19 protein-coding genes are annotated in these 26,553 nt (G+C 41.0%); 5 read left to right on the plus strand and 14 right to left on the minus strand.

What is annotated here, in order from left to right; translation table 11 throughout:
- Window positions 1–153 precede the first annotated feature (153 nt).
- Both hutI and secDF read right to left on the minus strand, forming a co-directional pair.
- Entirely contained in the window at window positions 154–1,404 is a 1,251-nt protein-coding gene (gene hutI / locus DWW23_RS22465) for an imidazolonepropionase (protein WP_122356399.1), read from the minus strand.
- A gap of 247 nt (window positions 1,405–1,651) precedes the next feature.
- Window positions 1,652–4,684, minus strand: coding sequence for a protein translocase subunit SecDF (gene secDF / locus DWW23_RS22470; protein ID WP_122356401.1), 3,033 nt, complete (start codon window positions 4,682–4,684; stop codon window positions 1,652–1,654).
- Window positions 4,685–4,854: 170 nt separating this feature from the next.
- Between secDF and DWW23_RS22475 the strand changes: the two genes are divergently transcribed.
- Window positions 4,855–5,880: a DUF4468 domain-containing protein gene (locus tag DWW23_RS22475; protein ID WP_122356403.1), complete on the plus strand. Its 1,026-nt coding sequence runs from the start codon at window positions 4,855–4,857 to the stop codon at window positions 5,878–5,880.
- Window positions 5,868–6,440: a DUF4468 domain-containing protein gene (locus DWW23_RS22480; RefSeq protein WP_122356405.1), complete on the plus strand. Its 573-nt coding sequence runs from the start codon at window positions 5,868–5,870 to the stop codon at window positions 6,438–6,440. Before DWW23_RS22475 ends, DWW23_RS22480 begins: the two co-directional genes overlap by 13 nt.
- A 9-nt stretch (window positions 6,441–6,449) precedes the next feature.
- Here the strand turns inward: DWW23_RS22480 and DWW23_RS22485 are convergent, their stop codons facing one another.
- Genes DWW23_RS22485 through DWW23_RS22495 form a run of 3 tightly spaced genes read right to left on the minus strand, consistent with a single transcriptional unit; the run spans window position 6,450 to window position 9,125 of the window.
- Window positions 6,450–7,547, minus strand: coding sequence for an endonuclease/exonuclease/phosphatase family protein (locus tag DWW23_RS22485; RefSeq protein WP_183668668.1), 1,098 nt, complete (start codon window positions 7,545–7,547; stop codon window positions 6,450–6,452).
- 8 nt (window positions 7,548–7,555) lie between these two features.
- Complete coding sequence (locus DWW23_RS22490; protein ID WP_122356409.1) at window positions 7,556–8,434, minus strand: rhomboid family intramembrane serine protease; 879 nt, start codon at window positions 8,432–8,434, stop codon at window positions 7,556–7,558.
- Window positions 8,415–9,125, minus strand: coding sequence for a rhomboid family intramembrane serine protease (locus DWW23_RS22495; protein ID WP_122356518.1), 711 nt, complete (start codon window positions 9,123–9,125; stop codon window positions 8,415–8,417). Before DWW23_RS22495 ends, DWW23_RS22490 begins: the two co-directional genes overlap by 20 nt.
- 183 nt (window positions 9,126–9,308) lie before the next feature.
- Here DWW23_RS22495 and DWW23_RS22500 point away from each other — a divergent pair, with 183 nt between their 5' ends.
- Window positions 9,309–9,581: an HU family DNA-binding protein gene (locus DWW23_RS22500; protein ID WP_122356411.1), complete on the plus strand. Its 273-nt coding sequence runs from the start codon at window positions 9,309–9,311 to the stop codon at window positions 9,579–9,581.
- A gap of 358 nt (window positions 9,582–9,939) precedes the next feature.
- On the opposite strand, the gene DWW23_RS22505 is transcribed toward DWW23_RS22500, so the two are convergent.
- From DWW23_RS22505 to DWW23_RS22530, 6 genes are all read right to left on the minus strand, one after another.
- Entirely contained in the window at window positions 9,940–10,902 is a 963-nt protein-coding gene (locus DWW23_RS22505; protein WP_122356413.1) for a FimB/Mfa2 family fimbrial subunit, read from the minus strand.
- Between the two features lie 206 nt (window positions 10,903–11,108).
- A complete protein-coding gene (locus DWW23_RS22510) occupies window positions 11,109–12,908 on the minus strand; it encodes an Mfa1 family fimbria major subunit (RefSeq protein WP_122356415.1) in 1,800 nt (599 codons plus the stop codon).
- Window positions 12,909–12,945: 37 nt separating this feature from the next.
- Window positions 12,946–14,457 (minus strand): DUF3868 domain-containing protein, encoded by a 1,512-nt coding sequence (locus tag DWW23_RS22515; RefSeq protein WP_122356417.1) that lies wholly within the window; start codon window positions 14,455–14,457, stop codon window positions 12,946–12,948.
- Window positions 14,458–14,467: 10 nt separating this feature from the next.
- The gene (locus DWW23_RS22520) at window positions 14,468–15,034 is read right to left on the minus strand and encodes a DUF3575 domain-containing protein (protein WP_122356419.1); all 567 of its coding nucleotides are present in this window, start codon (window positions 15,032–15,034) and stop codon (window positions 14,468–14,470) included.
- Window positions 15,035–15,053: 19 nt separating this feature from the next.
- A complete protein-coding gene (locus tag DWW23_RS22525; protein WP_233564422.1) occupies window positions 15,054–16,748 on the minus strand; it encodes a DUF4906 domain-containing protein in 1,695 nt (564 codons plus the stop codon).
- A gap of 56 nt (window positions 16,749–16,804) precedes the next feature.
- Window positions 16,805–19,627, minus strand: a complete 2,823-nt coding sequence (locus DWW23_RS22530) for a FimB/Mfa2 family fimbrial subunit (RefSeq protein WP_122356423.1) — start codon at window positions 19,625–19,627, stop codon at window positions 16,805–16,807.
- 497 nt (window positions 19,628–20,124) lie between these two features.
- Here DWW23_RS22530 and argS point away from each other — a divergent pair, with 497 nt between their 5' ends.
- Window positions 20,125–21,918: an arginine--tRNA ligase gene (gene argS, locus DWW23_RS22535; protein WP_122356520.1), complete on the plus strand. Its 1,794-nt coding sequence runs from the start codon at window positions 20,125–20,127 to the stop codon at window positions 21,916–21,918.
- A gap of 72 nt (window positions 21,919–21,990) precedes the next feature.
- On the opposite strand, the gene topA is transcribed toward argS, so the two are convergent.
- The gene (gene topA / locus DWW23_RS22540) at window positions 21,991–24,339 is read right to left on the minus strand and encodes a type I DNA topoisomerase (protein WP_122356425.1); all 2,349 of its coding nucleotides are present in this window, start codon (window positions 24,337–24,339) and stop codon (window positions 21,991–21,993) included.
- Between the two features lie 157 nt (window positions 24,340–24,496).
- Between topA and DWW23_RS22545 the strand changes: the two genes are divergently transcribed.
- Window positions 24,497–24,760: a tetratricopeptide repeat protein gene (locus tag DWW23_RS22545; protein WP_122356427.1), complete on the plus strand. Its 264-nt coding sequence runs from the start codon at window positions 24,497–24,499 to the stop codon at window positions 24,758–24,760.
- A 26-nt stretch (window positions 24,761–24,786) separates the two neighbouring features.
- Here DWW23_RS22545 and DWW23_RS22550 read toward each other — a convergent pair whose 3' ends face one another.
- Both DWW23_RS22550 and DWW23_RS22555 read right to left on the minus strand, forming a co-directional pair.
- Window positions 24,787–25,827: an alpha-L-fucosidase gene (locus DWW23_RS22550; RefSeq protein ID WP_122356429.1), complete on the minus strand. Its 1,041-nt coding sequence runs from the start codon at window positions 25,825–25,827 to the stop codon at window positions 24,787–24,789.
- Window positions 25,828–25,922: 95 nt separating this feature from the next.
- Window positions 25,923–26,531, minus strand: a complete 609-nt coding sequence (locus DWW23_RS22555) for a porin family protein (protein ID WP_122356431.1) — start codon at window positions 26,529–26,531, stop codon at window positions 25,923–25,925.
- Between the last annotated feature and the right edge of the window lie 22 nt (window positions 26,532–26,553).

Here is a 26,553-nt window from a genome sequence, read left to right on the forward strand (position 1 = left end):
TCTACTCTATGGCCTAATTAGTGACTAGAAAAAACGATCGTTTTTTCTAGTCACTGTAATCCACACAAAAAACCATACTAAAGCATTATACTTAAGCATCTTAAATACAAAATATCGACCTATTTCACAAAAAAGCAAGATAATATCCGGCAATCAGATCATATAGAGAATACCATCCTTGATCACTGTATCTACGATATTCATTCCGATATTATAAGGTAAGAACTTATATGACGGATATTTCAATAATATCAAATCAGCCTTCTTCCCTACATCGATACTACCGGTCTTTTTCGCCAATCCTAAAGCGGCTGCACCATTTATGGTCAGCGCCGTTAAAGCTTCTTCGGGAGTCAGTTTCATCTGGATACATGCCAGGGCAAATAACATTGGAATAGAACATGAGAAACAATTCCCCGGATTATAGTCAGAAGCCAAAGCTACCGCACAACCGGCATCGATCATTTCACGTCCGCGGGCATATGGCTTATTCTGTGAAAAGGAACTAAAAGGGAGTAAAGTAGCAACAATCCCGCTACATGCCAAACGTTTGATACCTACGTCTGAAGCATACAGTAAATGATCGGCACTTACTGTCTTTAACTTTGCAGCCAGTTCCGCCCCATCAAAGGAAGCGATCGAATCTGTATGCATTTTCAATTTAAAACGCAGACCGCGGGCTGCACGAAGCAAACGTTCTGTCTGACGTAAAGAAAATAAGCCCTGGTCACAATAAACATCACAGAAAGTTACCGATCTCTCCAAACGAAGCTCCGGCAAAACTTTCTCTATCATATAAGTAATGTAATCATCTGTCTGATGAGTATATTCGGCTGGAGTAACATGCCCTCCGAAATAGGTAGAAACAACATCTATCGGATGCTCGTCATTCAAATCTGCCATAACTCGAAGCTGTTTCAACTCCGTATCAAAATCCAGACCATAGCCGCTCTTCCCCTCTACAGTCGTTACCCCCATATTAAACATTTCATCCAGACGCTCATAACCTGCTTCCCACAACTGCTCAAAATCACAAGAACGGGTAGCACTGACAGTTCCGAGAACATCTTCGCTATATTCTACAGGCGACAAAGAATAATTCTTTTTCAAACGTTCGGAAAATACTTTCTCCCGATAACCTCCGAAAAGAAAATGTGTATGACTATCTACAAAACCAGGAAGCAAAGCCCGTCCGGTCGCATCGATTTCCAGATAATCGTCTGCATCGACTGTACGCAAAATATCATTAGTCGGTCCTACGTGTGTGATTATACCGCCTGAGATGACGACAGCACCGTCGTCAATAATATGAAGGTTAGACATTTCCGCTCCTCTTTTAGCAGCAAAACCAGAACAGGTAATAACTTGTGAGGCGTTTCTTATTAATAATTTATCTCCTTCCATTTTTTCTTTTCATTATTCAGGTCTAAACACATGTCAAATCTCTTTTTTCCGACAATTGTTCACCCAAATGTAGTCTAAATTGATGACGTTTTAACTCTTATCCACGATTCATTAAAGTGGGCTACAAGGTAATTATTTAGATGAATCCGAACAATTCCGGTTTATATGTTTAGAAGCATATCACAAAAAAGAAAAAGGCCACCCCGAAATGAGGTGGCCTTTTCTATAATTCTATGACTTCTGCTTCTTACTTAGCAAGTTCTGCAGCAGCTTTTTTGTTTATTTTCCTCTTCTGCAATTCGTATGCAATCGGAGTTGCAATGAACAGTGTAGCATAAGTACCGATGATAATACCTAACAGGATAGCAAACGTAAAGCTACGGATTGTGCTACCACCCAGGATAAAGATACACAGTACTACAACCAATGTAGTCAATGATGTATTGAATGTACGGGATAATGTAGAGTTCAATGCGTCATTAATTACTTGATAACGGTCACGTTTCGGATACAGACCGATCGTTTCACGGATACGGTCGAATACAACCACGGTATCATTGATAGAGTAACCGATAATCGTCAGGATAGCCGCGATAAATGTCTGGTCGACCTCCATAGAGAACGGTAATACTTTCCATAATAATGTATAGAAAGAAATGATACACAATGTTGTCACTGCAACTGATGCAAATGCACCGACAGAGAATGATATATCACGGAAACGAAGCAGGATATAAGCTGCCATACAGAACATCGCGAAGATAACTGCCATGATAGCACTGTTCTTGATGTCGTCAGCCATACTCGGTCCCACTTTTTGAGAACTCTGAATATAAGTAGTTGTAAACTGATCCAATGTTGTTCCTTCCGGAAGCAGCGGTTTAACACCTTCGAACAATAAAGATTCGATTTCCTGGTCTACTGCTGGATCGGCATCATCGATCTTGAAGTTGGTAGATACACGAACCTGGTCCGGAGTACCGATTGTGATAACACTTACAGCACCATCCAGTTTTTCATCCAGCATATTACGAACTTCATCCGTCTTTACATCCTGATCGAAACGAACGATATAGTTACGTCCACCAGTGAAGTCGATACCGTTATTCAAACCAATTGTCATCATGGAGATAGCTCCCAGAATGATGATACCTGTAGGGATCAGATAACCGACCTTACGGGCACCCAGGAAGTTGATCTTCGGATTAGTCAACAGGTCTTTTGTGATAGAAGTTACGAATGTTACATTCTTCAGTTTATCTTTAGCCAGTAATGCTTCGTAAACAATACGAGTCAGGAACACAGCTGTAAGGAAGGATGCGAACAGACCGATGATCATGGTGGTTGCGAAACCACGGATAGGACCTGTACCGAAGTAGAACAATACGACACCGGTAATGATAGATGTCAAGTTGGAGTCGAAGATAGCAGAGAAGGCATTGCTGTAACCGTCGGCAATAGCTTTACCCAACGATTTACCGGCTCGAAGCTCTTCTTTTGTACGTTCGTAGATCAACACGTTAGCATCGACCGCCATACCCAGTGTCAATACCATACCGGCGATACCCGGCAAAGTAAGTACAGCCTGGAAGGAAGCCAGAATACCCATTGTGAAGAAGATATTCAACACCAAGGCTCCGTCTGCGATCAGACCCGGGATAATACCGTAGAATGCACACATATAGATCATCAACAGGAATAAAGCCAGTGCAAATGAGATAACACCTGAACTGATAGCTTCCTGACCCAGTGACGGACCGACAACATCTTCCTGTACGATATGCACAGAAGCTGCCATCTTACCTGATTTCAATACGTTCGCTAAGTCCTTCGCTTCTTCCGGAGTGAAATGACCAGTAATTTGAGAACGTCCGCCGGTAATTTCATCGTTTACGTTCGGAGCAGAATAAACCATGTCATCCAGAACGATAGCGATCGCTTTACCGATATTTTCTTTTGTCAGACGAGCCCATGCTTTAGCTCCTTCTGCGTTCATAGCCATACTAACCTGCTGTTCTGAACGACCTGCCTGCTGAACGAAGTCAGCGTTAGCATCCGTTACTACGTCACCACCTAAAGCAGGTGTTCCGTCACGGTTAGTAACTTTGATAGCATATAATTCGAAGAACTGTTCTTTTTCATCGATTGCTTTTACACCCCATTTCAAAGACAGGTTACGAGGCAATACGTCTTTCACCTGTTTCATTGCCAGATATTCGTTGATCTTAGGAATGTCTCTTACGTTAGCCACACCAACAGCAGCACCACGTCCCAACTGACCATTATACTGGTTGATCTGCAACAAAGCAAACAACGGATGCTGTTTTGCAAATTCTTCCATCGACTGGTTAGCCTGAGCTTCAGGTTTATCCTGAGCGATCTGCTGCAGCAAAGAATCAGCTTCGCTTGTAGCAGCTGCATTATCTGTTACAGTTTCTGTAGCAGTGGCAGTCGTATCCGTACCGTCAGTAGAAACACTTTCTGTTTCAGTAACAGCAGCTTCGTCATTATGTTCTTTCAGAACTGTTGCCAGTACATTGTCGGCAGCAACCAACTGCTGGTAAACTTCCGGTAACTGATAAGTTTCCCAGAATTCCAGGTTTGCACTACCCTGTAACAATTTACGTACACGTTCAGGTTCTTTTACACCCGGAAGTTCCACCAGGATACGTCCTGCTGTTTCCAAACGCTGGATGTTAGGAGAAACCACACCGAAACGGTCAATACGGGTACGCAATACGTTGAATGAATTATCGATAGCACTTTTCAACTCATCTTTCAATACTGCAACAACCTGAGCATCTGTGCTCTGAGGAGTAATTTTATCTTTCAATTCGAAAGTACTGAAAACAGCAGACAGGCGTGCACCATTGTCCAGGTTCTTGTACTCTTCTGCAAACAAGTCAATGAAGTCTCTCTGACTGGTTGCCTGGCGTGCATAGGCTAAATCCAATGCTTTGTTGAAGTTTTCATCCTGGTTGTTATTTGAAAGCGAGCGGATAACATCTGCCACATTCAACTCCAGAACGACGTTCATACCGCCCTTCAGGTCAAGTCCTAAACTAATTTCCATTTCACGGCACTGCTTAAGCGTATAGCCCAGCCACACCTTCTGAGTAGATAATGAGTCCAAATAAAGACTCTCTTTCGACGGATCCCCGCCTGCATACTCAGCGGCTTTATTGTTGTAATATCTTGTTACAAATGAGAACGATAGATAGAACAAACATACAAGCGTAAGTAACACCGCGAAGACCTTTACAAATCCTTTGTTTTGCATTTGAATCTTGAGTTTATGTTATTACATTATTTATTTTCGTTTTTTCACAGGGTGCAAATATAGGCTTTTTTTCTTTGTCAAGTAGTAATTAGATTAATTATTTGTCACTCTCATAGTTAATTTCAAACACAAATATATATCTTTGCCTGTAAAAAAACACAGAATTCACCATGAGACAGCTATTATTCTTATTATTATTTATTCCTTCCCTGCTGATAGCACAGGAAGATCAGAAGTATTTAGCCGGAGCCGTTCCTGAAGATGGCGGCAAAGTTATCTTTACCAAAGAGATAAGTATGCCTTCACTTTCCAAGGATCAGATTTATAACGTCATGTACACATGGGCTGAGAAGTTTTTCAGCGAAGAAGGCCGCCGGTTGGTTTATTCAGACAAGGACAAAGGAGATATCGCAGCAGTAGGCGAAGAATATCTGGTGTTCCAAAGCACAGCATTGTCACTGGACCGTACCTTGATGGACTATCGCGTAACGATTGAATGTGAAGACAACTCTGCCAACATCAAACTGGCCGGCATCCGCTACGAATACAATGTTTCTTATCAACGTGAACCGGAAAAATATACAGCAGAAGAATGGATTACCGACAAATACGCTTTGAATAAGAAAAAAGACAAACTAAATCGCGGCAACGGTAAATTCCGCCGCAAGACAATCGATTTTGCAGACGAGATGTTCCGGAGCGCCAGTGAAGCATTCGGTGTAAAACCGGCAGCCGTAACAGTTCCGGCTTATGCTGTTACTCCAGCCCAGGAGCAAACGACCCAGGTTGTAACAGTACCCGCACAAAACATAGCTCAGGCTCCTGCAAGCAACAATACGGAAGTTTGCCAGGGTTTAAGTGCATTCGAGCCGGGCAAGGTTCCATCAACCTTACTGAATATGTTACCTGACAGCAAAATGGAGGTAACTCCGGCCGAAAAGGAAAATCTGGTGGAGCATTATGCTACCTGGAAAGAAATGGGTAAGATGTTTGGAAAGAACATTGCTTCCATCTCCATCAGTCCGGAAAGTGAAGTTTATAAAGCGATCAGAGATAACGACATCTATACGATCTCTTTCAAGAAAAAAGATGATCCGGAAACCTGGTTTATGATCCAGTGTATCAAGCAAGGTGAATCCAGCGAAGGAGCACAAAAAATAGTGATCGGAGAAATACTTAACGTATGGATCAGATAAACGGTAAAATAATGAAGAGATTAGTAATCCTGCTATTGTCGATATGCCCTATGCTTACCATGGCACAGGGGCATAAAGGCAGTGTAGAAGCATGCGCACCCATGAAAGAGGGTAAGGTCTGTTACAGCGATGAAGTAGATGTCGAAGGCATGAAAAAGGGCGAACTGTTCAACGCAATCGATAAGTGGGCCAAAAAGAATTATGGGAAAGATGTTTTCCTGTCAAGCGTCACTTCCAGTAAGTCGAAAGGAACGATATTTATCAACTCCAAAGTCGAATTACTGCTGAACGAAACGGACAAGACAATCGTCAAATATAAAATGAGGATTTATTGCTTCGATGAAAAATACACAATCGAACTGACCGATATCACTTATCAGTACGACCCGAATAACGAAAAGAAATACAAGACTTATCCAGCAGAAAACGTCATTGCCAATAATGGAAAAAGTAATACGATCGCATTAATCAAAGATCCGTTACTTTTCTGTAATGCGACATTTTTCTTTGCAGAGAATCTGTTCGGCGATGTATTCGATGCTGCAGAAGATAACAATTGAACAACAGAGTTACATACTCAGATAACACCACAATGGATAATGGTCCGAATATCGTATTTTATCAATGGTACAGTTCATCGACTTCATATTCTTTGAATGCAATATATTATCGATACGGAACCAAAACATATTCTGATTGTAAGTAACTCCCATCCCCTGTCCCGATTCGGCAAACGAATCGACCAAAGGTCCCTGAACGGTGCGATGGGCATATGAGATAGGCGTGTCGTTAAAGTCACCACAAACTACCACATAATCACCCTTTGCCTTAGCTATTTCAGCAGCAACCACTTCAGCTTGCCTGGCCCGCATTTTAAAAGCCGGTCCCAGCTTCTGCTCCAATGCGCCCTTAATGCCGTCAAAAGTATCCGTACTGATATTTTTAATGAAAGCGGTGTAACGGCTCCGGTCTTCCATTGTCAGCTTAAACGACTCCAGATGATTATTAATCAGGGTCAATGTCTTTCCATTCACGTTCAGTTCATGGACAGAAGAACCATTAAAATCACTTTCATATTTTATTCTCCGGGAGTTTGAGATGGGATATTTAGAAAAAACAGCAATACCAAAATTCAAATACCCCGATGAATTAATAGGAATAACAGAACGGTAAGGATACATATCCAATGCCTGATAAACCTTTTTCGGAGTCAGGAATTTCTCTGATTTACCCACTGCATATTCCTGCAGACAAACGATATCTGCTCCTGAGTTAGCGATATATTCTATGATCTTATTGGGAGATTCCTTCGTGTGGTCTTTATATGCAAACCCCATTACATTATAAGTAAGCACCTTCAATACATTTTCCTTCGGGATATCCTTTACCCGGCTATGATAAGGAAAATACTTCTTCACAGGTCCCCAGCAGATCAGAAAAGAACATAAGCCGATCAACAGGAATCGCCATTCCCACAAAAACAGCCAATAGAGAGCAAAACAAAGATTCAGGACGCATAAAACAGGAAAAGCCAATCCCAAATAGGAAAATCCCAGGATAGTATCAGGAGAAACACGGTCTGAATAGGCTGAAGCTATTAACAGCACTACGATCAAAACATTGGCAAGAACAAACAATGATTTGAACAACAACTTCAGTGTCTTCATTCCTTCACTCATTTTTTACTCGCGTCAAATAATTGTCTTTTTTCATCAGCCGAAAGGCTTTCGTATCCGGAACGTTTCAGTTTATCCAGAATAGCATCTATATCAGCCGACTCCCGTTGTTTACGGGCATTATACTCATAATCGGTTTCCGCACGTTTATAGGTCACCTTCATTTTAGGCTTTCTTTTCCCCAGATTCGCAACCCAGTCGAGCACGCGGTTCATCGGAGCAGTCAGATCTTTCCCTTTTTTGATCTGCATGGCAAACCAGATACCGAACAAAGCGCCTCCTATATGTGCAATATGTCCGCCGGCATTATCAGAGGTAATAGCCAGCAGATCGATCACAAAAGTGAACAACGCCAGATAAATCAATTTGATTCGTCCGATCAGGAACAAATTTATCTCCAGATCTTTCCTATAGAACGATACAGCAAAAACAATTGCCATCACCGAAGCCGATGCTCCCATCAGATAGCTGGAAGAGGCTACCGTCTGAAAATACGGGAAAATATTATAAGCAAGCATAAACAGAACTGCACCTGCAATACCGCCTAACAGATACAATCCCCCCAACTGACGTTCGCTGAAGAATGTAAGGAACAGTCCACCGAACCAATACAACCAAAGCATATTAAAAAGAATATGCAGGAAGTCGAAATGGGTAAACATATAAGTGATAACCGTCCAGGGCCGATACATCAGAAGTTCCGGCGATGAAGGCATCTGTAAATATTGTAAAAAAGGTATGCCGGGAACATTAAAAAGCAGAAATATCACTCCCAGCAACCGGATCAGGATAAAAAGCCCTACATTAATATATATAAGCTTAGCCAGTATATTCCCTGTCCGGAACGTATTCTTCAGATTAGTAAAAATACTTTCCATTGCCTGCATCTTTCTTTTTCCAGTAGCGAACCATAAAGTAGCCGAACAACATACCTCCTAGATGGGCAAAGTGTGCGACTGTATCTCCACCAAAACTGGAAACACCCATAAATAGTTCTGCCAAACCGTAAAACACAACAAAATATTTAGCTTTAATTGGGATCGGGATAAACATCAGGAACAAAGGAACATTCGGAAACAGCATAGCAAACGCCAGCAAGATACCGAACACGGAACCCGAAGCACCTATCGTGATCATCATATTCAGCGACGGATCCATCCGGACTAATTGGAAAAGCGACAACCCGTTGGCACTCGCAAAAGACTGAAGGGAATATGCCCATACCAGTTCCTGTATGATACCGGCACCGATACCTGTCACCAGATAAAAGGTAAGGAAACGTTTCGGTCCCCATACATTCTCAAGTACACGTCCAAACATATACACCCCGAACATGTTGAAAAAGACATGAGCAAAGGAATGTGTATCGTGCATGAACATATAAGTAACAAACTGAAACGGGTAAAAATCTTTCACACCCGGGAAGTGCAATCCCAATAGTTGCACCAAATCTATCCCTACTTTCGGTAAAACCAGACTGGCTACCCAGAAAAGCAGGTTGATAATGATAAGGTTTTTTGTAACGGGCGGTATACTATTCAAGAACCCGGAGCCATTTTGATTCATCATATACATATCAATTTGCGGCAAAGGTAAATATATTTTGATTGTTTTTTCTTCAAATAGTACTAAAACATAGTAAATCAATAAAAAAAACAATGTTTTTCTTTGCAGAATATTAAATAAAAACTACATTTGGACCGACTTTTAGGCTATCACAGAATTGTTTAACATATTAATTATCAAACCATCATGAACAAAACAGAATTTATTACATCTGTTGCTGAAAAATCAGGATTGAGCAAGACAGATGCAAAGAAGGCAGTTGATGCTTTTATTGAAACAGTATCCGATGAAATGAAAGCCGGAGGCAAAGTTTCTCTTTTAGGTTTCGGTTCTTTCTCTATCAGCGAAAGAGGTGAACGCAAAGGTGTTAACCCAGCTACCAAACAGACCATTACAATTCCAGCTCGCAAAGCTATTAAATTTAAGGCCGGAGCTGAGTTGAACGAGAAGGTGCAGTAAAGTAATCAGGTTTATAGCATAAAAAATAATTCCAGAGAACATCACTGCCCCCTGGAACCCACACTAGTATTAATATTAAACTTACCTGATTTACAGGTCAGTATTTTATGTCGAATTTATGATGACGGGGAATGTATTTTCCCGTCATTTATTTTATACAAAGATGCTGCTTTTCAATAAATTATCCTCGCATTTACGGTTCTTATAACGCATCCGAGCCTCTTCCCCGGCCACTATGTAAACAACTAACGAGATTCGAGTTTCATTTTCCGAAACAATCAATGCAATACCATTATCTATTCCTCACAAACTGCACTACTGAAAAAAAAATGATACACATTCCAAATATTGTACCTGTTTACAGTCCGCCTTCATTCTGAAAATACCAAGTCCAACCGTTTATACTAATTCGCAATGCAAGCCACGGATCATTATCTGAAAAGAAAAAGATGATCTTGTATTCACTCTCACGGTCCAGATACTCTTGTGGAGTCATATTATGACCTTCAATCTTTGTCATTATCAGAAAATCGGTCAGATTGATATTAAATACTTTTTTCCCAGTCGCTTTTTCTGTTACCACAAAGCGAGCATTACGATCTTCTAAAAAACGCATCGTATTCAGCTCGACTGTTGCCGCTGCAAAATTCTTTTGCTCTATATGATATGGCCGGTAACTGAGAACATCATCATCCAACAAGGAATTATTGTATCCCAAATATCCGTTAGATTCTATGATCTCATAATCATAAGCATTTACATTCACCCCCCAGGAGTCTTCATTACTACCCTGAAAGACAAACCGGACTTTGTTGGTATCTTTTATCAGATTAATCACCTCTGTCTGATGGGTTGTCCCGGTAAAATCAACGTTTATAATTTCTCCATACCACAAAGGTTCCACTTCTTTATCGATGATAAGGGATTCTTCGCGCTTCAGGAGCAACTTCAAATCAGAAATAGAAGAGACACCTTTCTCCAATGAAGAGATATCATAGGATTCATGCGCCCCACCCCATGCCATAAACTGATATTGCCCGACCGGAAGTACCACCGGCATCAGATAATCGCCTGTCGACAAGGCTGTTCCTTCTTCTACTTGTTTGAACAGGAATTTTCCATCTTTATCAAAGACATAAAGCTCTACTTTATCGACCTGTGCATGAAAAGCATCCGCAAATTCCATATTATAGTCATACTTGAACTTTACAAGCAGACGGCATTCCGGCAGATCCTCATTAAAGCTGTCACACGAGGTCATCAAAGAGCCGATAAGGATAACCCATATGGTAATGTGACGTAATAGGCTTTTTAGCTTCATATTCTTTCTTTTCTAGTTATTCTATATATAGAGGAAAAGATATTTCTCTTTTCTCGTTATTTCCAATTCGGTGGACAGAACGCTTCGTTCCGTCAAAATAAAAATCCCAAAGTTTTCAAGTCTCCGGAAACTTATTTGTTAAAAGTGAAGTTGTGGGAGGGTTTCTCCCACAACTTCTTATAAAAAATCAGATCATCCATTCAAAATTATAAATCCACTCCCTGCGTATACCAGGTCCAAGGATTAATATTGATCTCTATAGAGAGGAAGGCTTCTTCTTCCTCATCCTTCTTGTCTGTATCTGGAGGAGGAATAGTCGGATATCCTGGGTTCTTAATCGAATTAATAGTAATATCATATACCGAATTACGTACTACCCCAAATTCTCCAAGCTTGTTGTTTGTATTATCCTCATCATTATCATGTTTGATCATGATAGTATAATAGGAATCTCCTCCCTTATAATAAGAAACAGAACCATAACTATCAGCACCGTGAGTACTAACTCCAGCTTGCTTGAATAAATCAGCAAGTTCCTTAGCTCCGGCTTCTATTCCACTATCGGTAGAACCATATTTAGTTGTAAAAGCTTCTTTTGTTAGAAGAGCAACCGCATCCACATCTACAACTGATTTTCCTTTCAAATAAGTAAGGTAAGTATTGAATGTAGTAGTCAACGAAGTAGGAAAGTTATCAGAATCATCACTTTTATATTTTGAAACCAATTCAGCCTCAATATATTTTATAAGCAAGCCATAGGAATAATAACCGGAACCGACCTTAATCCAATCATTTCCGGATATAATCTTTCCTGAATCATCGACATCGGCATCACTGTTAGTTGTTCCATTATAGACACCCCCATCGTTCGGAAGTTTTAATCCGGTAGGTGCGATTGTAGCTTTCAGCAATACATGTGTTGTATAGGCTTGATAATTATCAGCTTCTTCCTGAGTATTTTCCAAACAATACAATGCCGGTATCTTAGAGGCATTAGGACCACTGGAAGGACCAGCCGTTGCATCTGACCACTTACCAGTAATAGTTGCATCAGCCTGAGTATAGAATTCATAATTATCCGTATAAGGAGATGCACCGATATTAGGCATACTCGTCTTCTGACCCTCAAAATTCGGATCTTTCCTGTAAGAACCAAACTTCCATATATCATATGGAGATATACAAGTACCACGACCACCAGCTGCTGGTGTTTCCATCCACGTCTTGGATCTTTCAGACATCGGGAAATATTTTTTATTCGTTACATTCAAAGCCCATCCAACAGTAGCAACATCAATACTGTTTCCTGTATAATTTTCATCTGCGAACAAACGTACTTTCGCAGCGACGCGATCGACAGTCAGCTGTTGCGGTTGTTTTTCCGCTTCTCCCGCAGTTGGATAGGTTACCAAGTCTATATCTTCTACATCAACAGTGCCACCAGTGTCTGTAATCTTTGTTGGTTCCAGCTTTCCTTTGGCATTTGTCATCATAAAGTTCTTTTTGTCAGCACCAATCACAGAAGTCACATCTGTATTAATAATCGCTGCGTTTACGGTAGATAACTTAGCATTTGTTAAAGTTGCCGCAGTTTTAAATTCTGTGGACGGATTTAATACAACCATAAAAGCTTTCGCTGTCTTTTTCACCTTGAATGCACTTGTCGCAGTTCCACCGCCTTGTCCAGGTGTATTTATTTCCGGATCACTAGACCCCCATAGCTTTACATCGACCACGCTCGGATCAGGAGTAGGAGTATCCACATGGTTATCAAAGAATACAACCATCATTTCATTCACCTTTGTCTCATTTTCAGTACCATTTTCAGTATTGGGAGTATTCAAGGATTTGGTCGTTCCTCCTGTTCGGACACTAAGGGACACCCAAGCTTCTCCATCTGTATTGTCGACACCACCGCCATCTCCGCCGCCATCCGGCAAACTTTCACTACATGCTGCAAACAGTAATGCTGCGCATGCCATCATAAATAGATTTTTCTTCTTCATTTTACTCAAATTTAATTAGTAATTTTTACTCATTTATTTATCTCATTTTATTCTCAATCTCAACTATATTGATTCTTTTCTTTTCCAATTCTTTCAAATTATTTTTAGCCGCTTCCAATCCAGAACGGGCAGCAGTGTTCAAATAATTCTCTGCCGTATCATACTCTTCTTTCAACAGTGCCAATACACCCATCGCATTATCGTATTCCGGCTGAACATTTTTTACCGTCAACCGATTCAGATAACGCTCTGCCGCTACCAGATTTCCCTGAGAAAGAGCCGCTGCTGCCGCATTTATATTTGCTACATCATTCTCCGGATACATCCTTACTGCAATTTCAAAAACTTCTACAAATTCTCGGGAACCGACCGGATAACTATTCGCCACCATGAACATTTCATTCAGGCTCAGATTCTGCGGACGTCTTTTGATCACCTCTTTCGCTTCATTCACATCGAAGTTCTTCACGTTATAATTAACTTTACAAACGGCAACACGCAAACCCGGATAAATATTTTTCAGTAAATACTGATAAGGTACACCTCCGCGAAACTGTTTTAACTTCGCCTTTCGCTCGGTATCTATCGAATAAGTATCGATAATAGCCAATATCTCATTCTTATATTCCATATCTCCGGCATCGAGTACTTTCACAAGGCCCTCCCAGTTTTCACCACCAAAAACAGAACGATACTGATCTTGTGAAAAATCATACCGGGATAGCAGATAATCGCGTAAAGCCATAGCACGCCCTTCCGATAAACGTTTATTGTTCGCCAAAGAACCTTCCGGAGAAGCATAGCCGATAATATCCAAGCCTTTTACTTCGATACTCGGATCGGATTTCAGTTCATCGATCATTGAACGGATCTTTGCCAGTTCCTGCGGATTGTTCATATATTCGGGACGAATATTCGTTTTATTCACCTCGAAATCCAGAAAACTTTCCACTTGTATATCACGACGTTTGATATCTTCCACCACAGGTTTGATAAAAGCCATGTGAGGCACAACGACATAAGGTTCCGGTATATGCTCCAATGCAACCTTATCGACAACCGGCTCCACATTCATTAATAATGTTTCTCCGCAACCGCATTCATCCCGTTTCACGTCCAGATGAGCATCTGCCATCCACGGCTCATAAAGCAAAGCATACCGGTACTGAATCGTTTTGTCGGTCCGCTTATTTAGACGTTCAACCAGATAAGGTTTTTCATACTCAGTTTTCTCTCTGGCGTTCATCAGGGAGAGGGTACGTTCATACACACGATATTCATCCTTTCCTTTCATTGTGACTTTCGGTAAACTATACGTCTTTTCTGCAGAAGTTAGTTGCGGGATAAAATCTACTCCGCGGGTAGATTTCACTTTCACACCGTCCAACACGATCTCCATATGAACATAAAGAGAATCACCGGCCTGTTCCAGTTGTACCGGATTCACTGTTATAACCCCTTCATGAGAACGCGATTGTCCCATTACCGGAAAACAGCCCAGGTATAAAATCGCCATTACGCATATGATGAATTGTATATTTCTTCTCATTCTCATTTTATTATTTAATCAGATAAATAAATGATATACTCGCTTTTGTCGGTCCAAAATAATTTCGTCCCGTATCTTTCAGTTTGGAACCGCACTCCGCACAAGGATATTTCTCATATTCGATACGTGCATATCCCAATCCGACAGAAGCCTCGATGCTCCAGCGCTTTTTCAATATCCAGGAATGACCGATCGACAATCCCCCACCATATAGATGGCCTTGATACCTGTTTTTCTGCATGTTATCACTAAATAGTCCCGGAAGATTTCCAACATTAAAGTCTGCATAATGTGCATGTAATCCAACAAATGTCCGGTTGAAACGCTCGCAGAACCAATAACGCACTTCAGGTTGTATTCCCCAATGACGTAAACGTCTGCCGTTATCCGGTTTCCAGGGATTATAATTGACCGGAACATCCAACGTCCATTTAGGAGCCAGCCCTATTTCCAGGCCAAGATTCATGGTTGTTGTCAGATCGTACAACAGATTACTCTTGACCGCAACCTTCTGCGCTTTACTCCCGGGAACAAAATAACCGAGCATCAATAATATAAGTATAAATACTTTTTTCATCTATATGACTTTTTATTTACTAATTACTCAATTGAGCAATATCTATTTTTATACGTTGTGTAAAACTACCTGTAGAGGAAGAACTACTTATTGTCGTAAGATTTACCACTCCCCTTCTTGCCGTACCGGAAGAATTAGGTTCCACCTCTACAAATATCTTTCCATCGTCCACCGTTATATTGGTAGTATCATTACGCGACACCATAGATGAAGGACGCAATTTGATCCAATTTTTAGTGGACGTTGCATCATCGAGAGAAGCTGAAAGACAATAATAGTTTATTGTTCTACCCGAATAAATCTCTCCCGAAGGTATATATCCAAGAACTTCCCCACCTGAAGGGACCGCACTTCTTTGTTTTATTTCTACGACTTTCTCCAGATTACCTAAATTAAGCGTAACACGAGCCTGATCTGCCAGCCCATTTGAAATAGAAGCCTTCGCTGTCGTTTTCCGTGGATTGGTAGATTCTACAATAGGTATTATTCCATCGCTTGGCGAGGTTAACCTAAACAGAGCCGACGAGATATTGCCACTTATTGTTTTGGAGTTGGAGAAATTTATTGTACAGTTAGTTATAAAATCGAATATATTATATTCAACTGCACTACTGGTATAAGCTATAAAAACAGAATTACTCACTCCAAGGTAGTAAGAATCGTTAGCCACTATTTCATGTGTATCACTGTCATCCACCAGCAACTCGGTTTTCAGGTTCACATTAGACGCACCAGATAGCTTAGCATCGGCAATCGTTTCATAACCCGCCCCTGATACTTGCTTAATCTGAAATATATAGGCATAATTACGTAACAGATTCTTCGGATTAAATTGGTCATACATATTAATCATCGACATCTTATAGTAATAATCTTTTCCTTCGTATTCTCCCTGAATAATCATATATGTATCATTCTCTCTTGAATTCGTTTCATAAAAATAAACCGGCTTCCCATTTGTATTCTCTCCTACCGCATCGATCAGATTGGACGAATAAGAAGCATCCTTTCTATACTCCGTCAGATTGGTTACACTACTCATTATGTTTGTACTCAAATTGTGCAACTGCCCCTGCCGAGGGACATTACCGACCGATGTTATTCCTTTGAATTTAAAATTACCAGCCTCGTTAAAAATAAGAACATGCCCTACCACACGCGTCATTCGCAACGGGGTATCATCCGAATTCGCTATTTTGGTTGTATTATCTATATTCGTCAAGCCTTGCAGCAAATAACTCATTGGAATCGTTTCCCCATTGTCATACGGCATATATTTTCCATCCGAAGGAGTAAAGAGGTCAGTCTTCAGATTATTACAGACAACCGATAATTTATCCCCGACAGCCATACCAGCGGGAAAATCCACAAAATTATACACTTGTGAACCGTAATAATATTTCTGCTTTGAATTAGCCAATATCAATATCTGATAACTGGCACCATCGGTTTGTTCTGTCAACAAGACATACCTCTTCCCTGTCCCGATCATTTCAAAAGCCTGCACAGCCTCTACAAAAGTGGCATTGTTGTCATTTCCTCTGAAAACCAGTACCCAGGGCTGCATTCCGACACTCCATTCATCCGCCGCTCTAGTCGTAGGAAGATTATGAGAGTCAGCACGATTAAAAATTTCAATTCTCACCTTGCCATCAGAGGGCTCATCAGGACCTGGCAGATCCGAGATAAGCACCTCATGGTTACAAGCCGACATAAACATGAGTATGAAAAAACAGCTTAACCTTATTATATTATATATCAACTTTCTCTTCATTTTTTTACACACCGAATTGTATTCCCAAACAAATGACTGGTAGATATGGGTTTTGTCGCATCATAATTGAATTCAAAATTCCACATATTACCATAAGGATTACCATTCTGTACTCCAGTGGATGTATCCGTCCACCCCGGAGCAACAGAAGAGGCCCAATAATATCCGGTTTCACCAGCATATTCCAAGCTGCCATCCAGATACCATCTTCTCCCTGCCGACGGCAAGAATAAAGAAGCTTTGGTACTTGCATTGAAAAACAATGTACCGAGATAAGCAGCTTCCGTATTATCCAAACTAACCCCTTTATATTTTTTAGACGAGCCTGCAGGTGCACTACCTGTGGATGGATCCCTGCTATTTCCCACAACCATATTCCTCTCCATAACGGGACGCCTGTCAAAAAAGCCATCTGCATAACATCCGTATAAGAGTTCTGCAAGAACACCGGGAGTATACAGTACCGGCTTATTAGCCGATTCAAATGGTTGATTTACTGTATTCCATGACGCATCACCTTTCATAGGGGACGTGAATAAAGACATTCTCCAATCCGACATATAAACCTGAGCATCCGTACTATTTACTGCCCTTCGATCCAACGGACCGTCTGTCGGGCGGTAATACCCGGGAGGACATACTTCATAATACTCCTCATATTTCACACCCGACGTTGCTCTCCAGTAAGAGAAAGCCGATAACTGGATAAAATATTGATTCCCTGGCCAACCTGTGACACTCCAAGGGGAAACACTACCCAGATTCTTATTAGTCGGATGATATGCACGACGCCCCATAGCTGCATTAGCTATCGGTAATCCCCATTGAAAATGAGCTCCGGCCTGAGTCGGATATTTTACAAAGGCGACTTCAGTAGCTAGATTGCTATAAGTCATCTCATAATACTTCAAAGTCGTATTCGGGGTATTTTTAAAAGTACTCACCGTCAAATTATACGGAGAGAATTTAGCTCCGTAACTGGAAGTTCCGGACTGTGTTCCTCTTCTCATCAGATAATCAGGCTCTTCACCCTGACGAATATATAATTGGGCTGTATAAGTAGCATTACCATGAGCATAAGTGACATTCACGACCCCATATCTCGGAGTACTTCCTTCGGCCCTTGTTTCTGCCATGCCAATCCGGAAATAAATACGTCCTCTCCCTTTCACGGAAGTACCACTTTCCCCCTGATATTGATTAGGTGTAACCGGATATTTTTCCGGATCACCCGGATTGTCTGTTCCTATATAGGGATCAAAACTGGGAGTTGTACTTAATACTATAAAATCCCGGCCTCCGTTTGCTTCATCCACTTCTGCCGTCCAGGCATCCTCTACACCCCACCTGTTTCCACTGATCACTCTTTCACCTTTTTCACTATTTCTGAAAAAAGCACCGATATAAGAGTCATAGCCTTCAGCCTTTGACCCGAAGTCAAAGCGTACTCCATTTTGATTTACAGTGACATCAATCGTCTTTTTTATAAGATTTGTTTTACTCCAATAATTATCCGTACCTACCAATGTGAGTGTATAGGTCTTTGTTCCCGCCACATTGGGTTGGTCCAGTAAAATATCCATATAACCATCTCCCGTCGCAGGATTATAATTGAATCTTTCATTTTTGTTCAAATTACTATCATCAGACCTATAAGACAAGACATTAAAAATCTGACTGGTTTGTAATTCAGCACCGGTACTCCGATCCACGACTTTTTCATCCACAAATACATACGGCATATTCGATTTAAACGAAATTCGTGCCCCGTTAAAATCTGTGATATTCACCTTTGTATCCGAAACATTCAATATTCTATTCCCTGGTATCTCCCAACCGATCCAATCATAATTCCAGTCGGACGCAATGATATTCACCAGTAAAAAATCCTTTATAGTTCCAGTAAAATCCAATTTCGTATTTTTCGGCAAACTATAATTTGCATCCGGTTCCGAACTAATAGCCAACCTACATGACGGGTTATACCTCGTTTCCATATTCAATGTGAAAATAACAGCTTTCGACTCATCTGTTGAAGAAGCTGGCTCATTAGCAGGTAGAATGATACGGGAAATTTTCTTAGCCCATGTAACGCCGGCAATCGTCGTATCTGAAAAATAACTTGCATCGGAAGTCCTTAACAATTGGCGGATCACACTGCGTTCGATAGTACCTGTATAATTATCTGTCAGAGCGACCTTGTCGGGTATATTACTGAATGTAACGCCTTTAAATTCTGTTTCAAAATCATCTGCAGCCTTCAGTAATACGTCAACACGAACTCCCATTCTGTTCAACTTCAGTTTCAATTCGGAGACTATCGTACCACCACTCAATTCCGCTCCTGCCCCTTTGGTCAAAACCTTAACATATTCGATTTCCTGCATCATAGGAATATTCTTATTCGAGGCAAAAGCATTTGCCGGATAAGCTATATTGTTTAAGTTGCTATATGAAGAAATCGCATCCAAAGCAGATGAAATCAAAGACTCCGTCGGCTCATTTGCCAAAAATACAAAACGATAAGTTCCCGGATCAATAGGATGTTCTACCGTATTATTCACTAACTGTCCTGCTGAGTACAGAACATTGGATATACATAAATTTGTCACATGGTCAAAAGCCAGGACACGAAAAGAACTTACATAATAATCCTCCGCAGTACCCGGGTGAGTACCACTTAGTCCGAGTCCACTGATTGACAGGTAAGAACTTTTTGTACTTTTATTAATGACTGTTTCATCTACACAAGATGAAAAAGCAATCAAAAATAAGAGACAAACCAAATTTATGTATGTGCCGCATTTATCCAACATCATCTAATAAGCCTTTTTGATCTCCCATGAGATTTTGTAAAATTCTAGTGCTATTGGCTCTTACTCTATAAAAACTACCGACTCTAAAGTTATATCCCATCATTAACGACCACTATTTATTTTGGCGTAACTTTAAGCATATAAATTATCCCAAAAACACTTTTTCTATATCATTACAAAGATCGTAAATGTCAAATAAATCATTGCGCGATAACCGTTTCTGATATCATACACACCCCATACAGCATATATCCTATTTCACAACAGGGTTGCGGGTATTTTACATTTTCCGAAACTTTCTCGACATTTTAACCAAACACACATACTAACCGTACACAAATCAACGACTTTCGCATGAAAAAAGTAAATGCTTATCCAGAAAAAAGAATATAGTAAAGGTCAAGCTACCTGTCAATTCAAAATACCTATACGCAGGTTTTTAAAAAATAATCATGTACCTTTGCATCCAAAATAAAATCAGAATATATAGAAGTAAGAATATGGTTATTGAACAGCAGATCACCGGTGCGATCATTGCCGGAATTAAAGAACTGTACGGTGCCGAAGTTTCAGAGGCCCAGATTCAGTTACAGAAGACAAAAAAAGAGTTTAAAGGACATCTTACCCTGGTTGTATTCCCTTTTCTTCGTACATCCAAGAAATCACCGGAACAGACAGCCCAGGAAATCGGCGAGTATTTGCTGAAAAATGAACCGGCTGTATCTGAGTTCAACGTAATCAAAGGTTTTCTGAACCTGACCGTTGCCGGGCCTTGCTGGATCGACCTGTTAAATACGGTCAATGCACAACCATCTTACGGGATCATACCTGTTACGGAACAATCTCCGTTGGTGATGATCGAATATTCTTCTCCTAACACAAACAAACCCCTGCATCTCGGTCACGTACGTAACAATCTGCTTGGTTACAGTTTGGCAGAGATCATGAAGGCAAACGGGAACAAAGTCGTTAAAACGAATATTGTAAACGACCGTGGTATTCATATCTGCAAATCGATGCTCGCCTGGCAGAAATGGGGTGAGGGTGTTACTCCTGAATCATCCGGTAAAAAAGGTGACCACCTGATCGGTGATTTTTATGTATTATTCGACAAGCATTATAAACAGGAACTGAAAGACCTGGAAGCAAAGGGCCTGACTAAAGAAGAAGCTGAAGCTCAATCTACGCTTATGGCTGAAGCACGTGAAATGCTTCGTAAATGGGAAGCCGGCGATGCCGAAGTCCGTGCATTATGGGAAAAGATGAATAATTGGGTTTACGCCGGTTTTGATGAAACCTATAAAATGATGGGGGTAAACTTCGACAAAATATACTACGAATCACAAACTTACCTGGAAGGAAAAGGCAAAGTAATGGAAGGTCTTGAAAAGGGAATTTTCTACCGCCGTGAAGATGGTTCGGTATGGGCAGACCTGACAAAAGACGGGTTGGATGAAAAGCTGCTACTCCGTGCCGACGGTACTTCCGTATATATGACACAGGATATCGGTACAGCCAAACTGCGTTTCGACGATTACCCGATCAACAAAATGATCTATGTTGTAGGAAACGAACAAAATTATCATTTCCAGGTATTATCCATCCTGCTCGATAAGTTAGGTTTCGAATTCGGTAAAGGCTTGGTGCACTTCTCCTACGGAATGGTAGAACTCCCGGAAGGAAAAATGAAGAGCCGTGAAGGTACTGTTGTCGATGCAGACGACCTGATGGAAGAAATGATCGGCACGGCTCATGAAATATCTCAGGAACTAGGAAAACTGGATGAAATGACTCCGGATGAAGCGAATAATATTTCCCGCATCGTAGGATTAGGTTCACTGAAATATTTTATACTGAAAGTCGACCCTCGTAAGAATATGACCTTCAACCCGAAAGAATCTATCGACTTTAACGGGAATACCGGTCCGTTCATTCAGTACACATATGCCCGTATCCGTTCCGTTTTGCGCAAAGCTGCCGAACAAGGAATTGTTCTTCCCGAACAATTACCGGTTAACACCCCTATTTCGGAGAAAGAGGAAGGTCTGATCCAGATGATCGCCGACTATGCAGTGACAGTGAAAGAAGCAGGCAAAGAATACAGCCCGGCTTATATCGCCAACTACATTTACGACCTGGTAAAAGAATACAACCAGTTCTATCATGATTTTTCTATCCTGCGTGAAGAAAATCAGGAGATCAAACAATTCCGTCTTGTATTGTCAGCCAATGTAGCCAAGATCGTAAAATCTGGTATGTCGTTGCTGGGGATCGAAGTTCCGGAAAGAATGTAATTTGATCAATACATATATAATATAAAAAACTCCTGCTGAGAAATCAACAGGAGTTTTTTATGATCTATCGGATTATGCCTTTTTCTTTGTCGTTCGTTTCTTTGTTGTCGAAGGCTTTTCTGCAGCTTCGGTAACGATTTTCATACATTCTTCATAAGTCAGTTTTTCCGGATTCGTAACCGTCTTCGGTATCCGGTAATTGGCTTTCTTATAAGTAATGTAAGGACCATAACGGCCATTTAATATTTCCAGTTCAGGATCTTCCTCAAACTTCTTCAGAAAACGTTGTTCATCCTTCTTACGCTTTTCATCAATCAACTCGATCGCTTCCTCGGCCGTAATGGAAAGCGGATTCATATCCTTCGGTATAGAAACAAATTTCCCGTCATGGCGAATAAACGGTCCGAAACGACCGATAGCGGCTACCATATCTTTACCTTCATATTCGCCGATCGTGCGAGGCAAATCGAACAATTTCAATGCTTCTTCCAGCGTGATCGTTTCGATAGACTGGCCTTTCATTAATGTTGCGAACTGAGGTTTAGGAGCCTCTTTGTCATCCGGATGAGCCTGACCAATCTGTACAACCGGACCATACCGGCCGATTTTTACAAACACCGGATTACCGCTCTTAGGATCTACGCCCAGCTGACGTTCACCGACCTTATGCTCTGTTTTCACGGCGGCTGTTTCTTCTACGATCGGATGGAATAACTTATAAAACTTATCGATCGCTTCTGTCCAGACCATATCTCCTTCAGCAACAGCATCAAATTCCTTTTCCACACTGGCTGTAAAGTTATAATCCAGTACATCCGGGAAATAAGACATCAGAAAATCGTTCACAACCGTACCGATATCAGTAGGCATCAGCTTGTTACGGTCTGCACCGACAATTTCTTTCTTATCGACTTCCTTGATCTTATCTTTTGCAAGGGTGATCACGCTATAAACACGTTCCACACCATCTTTATCGCCTTTGATCACATATTCGCGATTCTGTATCGTCTGAATGGTAGGAGCATACGTAGAAGGACGACCGATACCCAGTTCTTCCAGACGGCGCACCAGACTGGCTTCCGTATAACGCGGCGGACGCTGAGTAAAACGTTCCGTTGCTACGATATCGTTCAACGACAATACCTCATGCAATTCTACCGGCGGCAACAGACCATTCTCCTGTTCCTTTTCGTTTTCATCATCGTAGCTTTCACGGTATACCTGAAGGAAACCGTCGAATGTGATCACCTCACCTACAGCTACAAACTTTTCTTTCTTATTATTGATACAAACGGAAATCGTCGTACGTTCCAGTTCGGCATCCGCCATCTGTGACGCAATCGTCCGTTTGCGGATCAATTCATATAATTTCTTTTCCTGCGCCGATCCGCTGATCTCCGTATTACTTATATAGGTAGGACGGATAGCTTCGTGCGCTTCCTGAGCCCCTTTGCTCTTCGTATGATACTGGCGGAATTTATAATATTTCTCTCCATAAGTTTCCAGGATAGCCTCTTTGGACGTTCCTAACGCCAGGTCACTTAAATTCACCGAGTCGGTACGCATATAAGTGATCAACCCGGATTCATACAGACGTTGTGCGATCATCATGGTCTGTGACACAGAGTATCCCAACTTACGGGCAGCTTCCTGCTGTAATGTTGAAGTAGTGAAAGGAGGTGCAGGTGATTTCTTTACTGGTTTCTTTGTGATCTCGTCGATGCTAAAAGAGGCAGATTTGCAGGATTCCAAAAATTCCATTACCTCTTTTTTATCTTTCAGGCGCTTGCTCAACTCCGCTTTCAGGATCGTTGTCCCGTCAGGAAGCGTAAAATTAGCGATGATACGATAGGCTGCTTCCGAGACAAACTCATTGATCTCACGTTCACGTTCTACGATCAAGCGGACAGCAACCGACTGTACACGACCGGCAGACAGTGCTGGTTTCACTTTCCTCCATAGAATAGGAGAAAGTTCAAAACCCACGATACGGTCCAATACACGACGTGCCTGCTGTGCATTCACCAGGTCGATATTGATATCACGCGGTGTTTCGATAGCATGCAAAATGGCATTCTTGGTAATTTCGTGGAAAACAATACGTTTAGTATTTTCCGGTTTTAATCCCAGAACTTCGTACAGATGCCAGGATATAGCTTCTCCTTCGCGGTCCTCATCGGATGCCAGCCATACCTGTTCGGCAGCCTTCGCTTCGGATTTCAATTCGGAAACCAACTTCTTCTTATCAGCCGGAATCACGTACTGCGGAGCATAATTGTGCTCGATATCGATACTAAATTCTTTTGTTTTCAAATCGCGGATATGACCGTAACTCGACATAACCTTAAAATCTTTCCCGAGGAATTTTTCTATGGTTTTTGCCTTGGCAGGTGACTCCACTATTACCAGATTCTTTTGCATAATCACTTTTCACTTTTTAGAAATCGAGTGCAAACTTACATAAATAATTAACGTAACCGTACATCAGTAACAAAAAAACAGTTTTTTAAACCGTGATTATTATGTATGTAAGCACTTCAGAATTATCTTTGTCCACAAAATATCACATTATTTCAATATGGAAACAATCAGACAACTTATCAACGATAATAAAACAGAAGAAGCCTTGCGTTTGTTGGATGAATACATAAAAAAAAATGCTTCAGACGATGAAGCATTTTACCTGCGTGGAAATGTATATCGTAAAATGGGCGATATCCGGCAGGCACTGAATAATTACCTGACAGCCATAGAACTGAATCCCGATAGTCCGGCACAAACGGCCTACAATGCCCAGATCAAAATATTAGATTTTTATAACAAAGATATGTATAATCATTAACAGCTCTACCCATATATAAGAGTGTTTTATTGAATCTTTTCCTGCAACTCTTTCAATAGCTGGATATCTTTTGTCCGTATTTTACCGCTACGATCAGGTGGACAATTCAGGATAAGGATATTATCATTCTTTGTACACTGATGGTACAGTTTTGCCAACTCGTCAACAGGTTTATACTTTTTGTCGGTCGTATTATAGAACCAACGTTCGCTGATACAAATGGTCGATTCCCACGGCATATAATACTCTTTTCCTTCATGAGTAAAGACTTTCGGATCATTATCAGCAGGCAGATAGGGATCTCCCAGACGGAAATCACTCGGGAAGTAACGGATCGGATAACCTTCCTGCTGGTTTTCCGGCAATACAGGATGAGCATCGGGATTATCCGGCAAGCCGATCGTCCAGTTTATACCGATCTGGCAATCCGGCTGTCTCGATTTTATCGTCTGATAAATCTCTTTCACCGGCCAACGGTAATTCTCTTTTTCCCAACCTCCGTCAAACCAGAACTCTACAATATTGGTATGCGGCTGCACAATATCGATCAATTCATCTAATTGGCGAAGCATGTATTCATTATAGGCGGCGTCTTTACCAGGATCTTTCACATCTGCATTCACCTTACGGTCCCATAAAGAATAGTACAGTCCCAGACCGATATCATATTTCTTACAGGATTTTGCTATCGATTCAATTACATTTGTGGTATTACCCGAACTCGCTACATCATATTCCGTATATTTACTATCCCACAGACAGAATCCTTCATGGTGTTTTGCCGTAAGAATGACATATTTCATGCCGGCCTCCTTTGCCGCCCTGATCCATTGATCGGTATCGACAGTCGTTGGCCGATAAGAAGAAGCCGGCTTGGAACCATCCGTCCATTCCTGATCCTGGAATGTATTCAGTCCGAAATGGATGAACATTCCATATTTACGGGCAATCTGTTTTTGCTGTGCCGGACTGGGTCGATGGGAAGGGACTGGTAAGATCTGTTCCTGCCCACAAACGAAAGGTATGGACAAGAACAGAAACAAGAAATTAATTATTATCTTTTTCATGGTAATAGAATTTTATACCACAAAAATATCATTCTTTTCTATTCGGATATATTCAGATTTCGTTATATAGTTTGCAGAATCCGATATTACATCTCTTAGAAACGCCAACCTACATTGAACTGAAGGACACCGTTACGACTTTTTCCATCAATATCAGAAGAGGATACTCCCGGTATTGTAGAAGCAATATTATCTTTATTCAAAGTATTTGTCAACCCGACATTATAACTCAAAGAAAACAGTAAACCCATTGAAGTTTGATATCCAGCTCCGACTACTAACGAAAAATCAAAAGTTCTAAACCAATCACTCAAAACATCTGTCGACACAGATGTACCTGAATCAGATGCTTTTACTTTAGAAGATACTTTAAAGCCCAGTTGTGGTCCGGCAAACAAATTAAATCCCTCATATACGTACCCCTTTAGCAGAATAGGAATATTAAGATAATCATTTTTCAATTTTGCTGTAGTACCACTCACCTTGAATCCCTGCATTGAATAATAAATACCTGGTTCAATAGCAAAATTATTAGTCATCATCACTTCACCAGCAACCCCTATATTTAAACCAGCTTTCATACTCGCCCCTTCGGAGTTTGTCATATTGGCAAAGTTCAAACCGATCTTCGGAATAAAATGAAATTCTTGTGCACTTGCCTGAAATGCGACGAAAAGCAACAATAATAAAGCGATCTTTTTCATACTACTAAATTGTTTTAGATAT

This window comes from Parabacteroides sp. AF14-59 (assembly GCF_003479515.1).
GTDB classification, from domain to species: Bacteria; Bacteroidota; Bacteroidia; order Bacteroidales; family Tannerellaceae; genus Parabacteroides; species Parabacteroides faecis.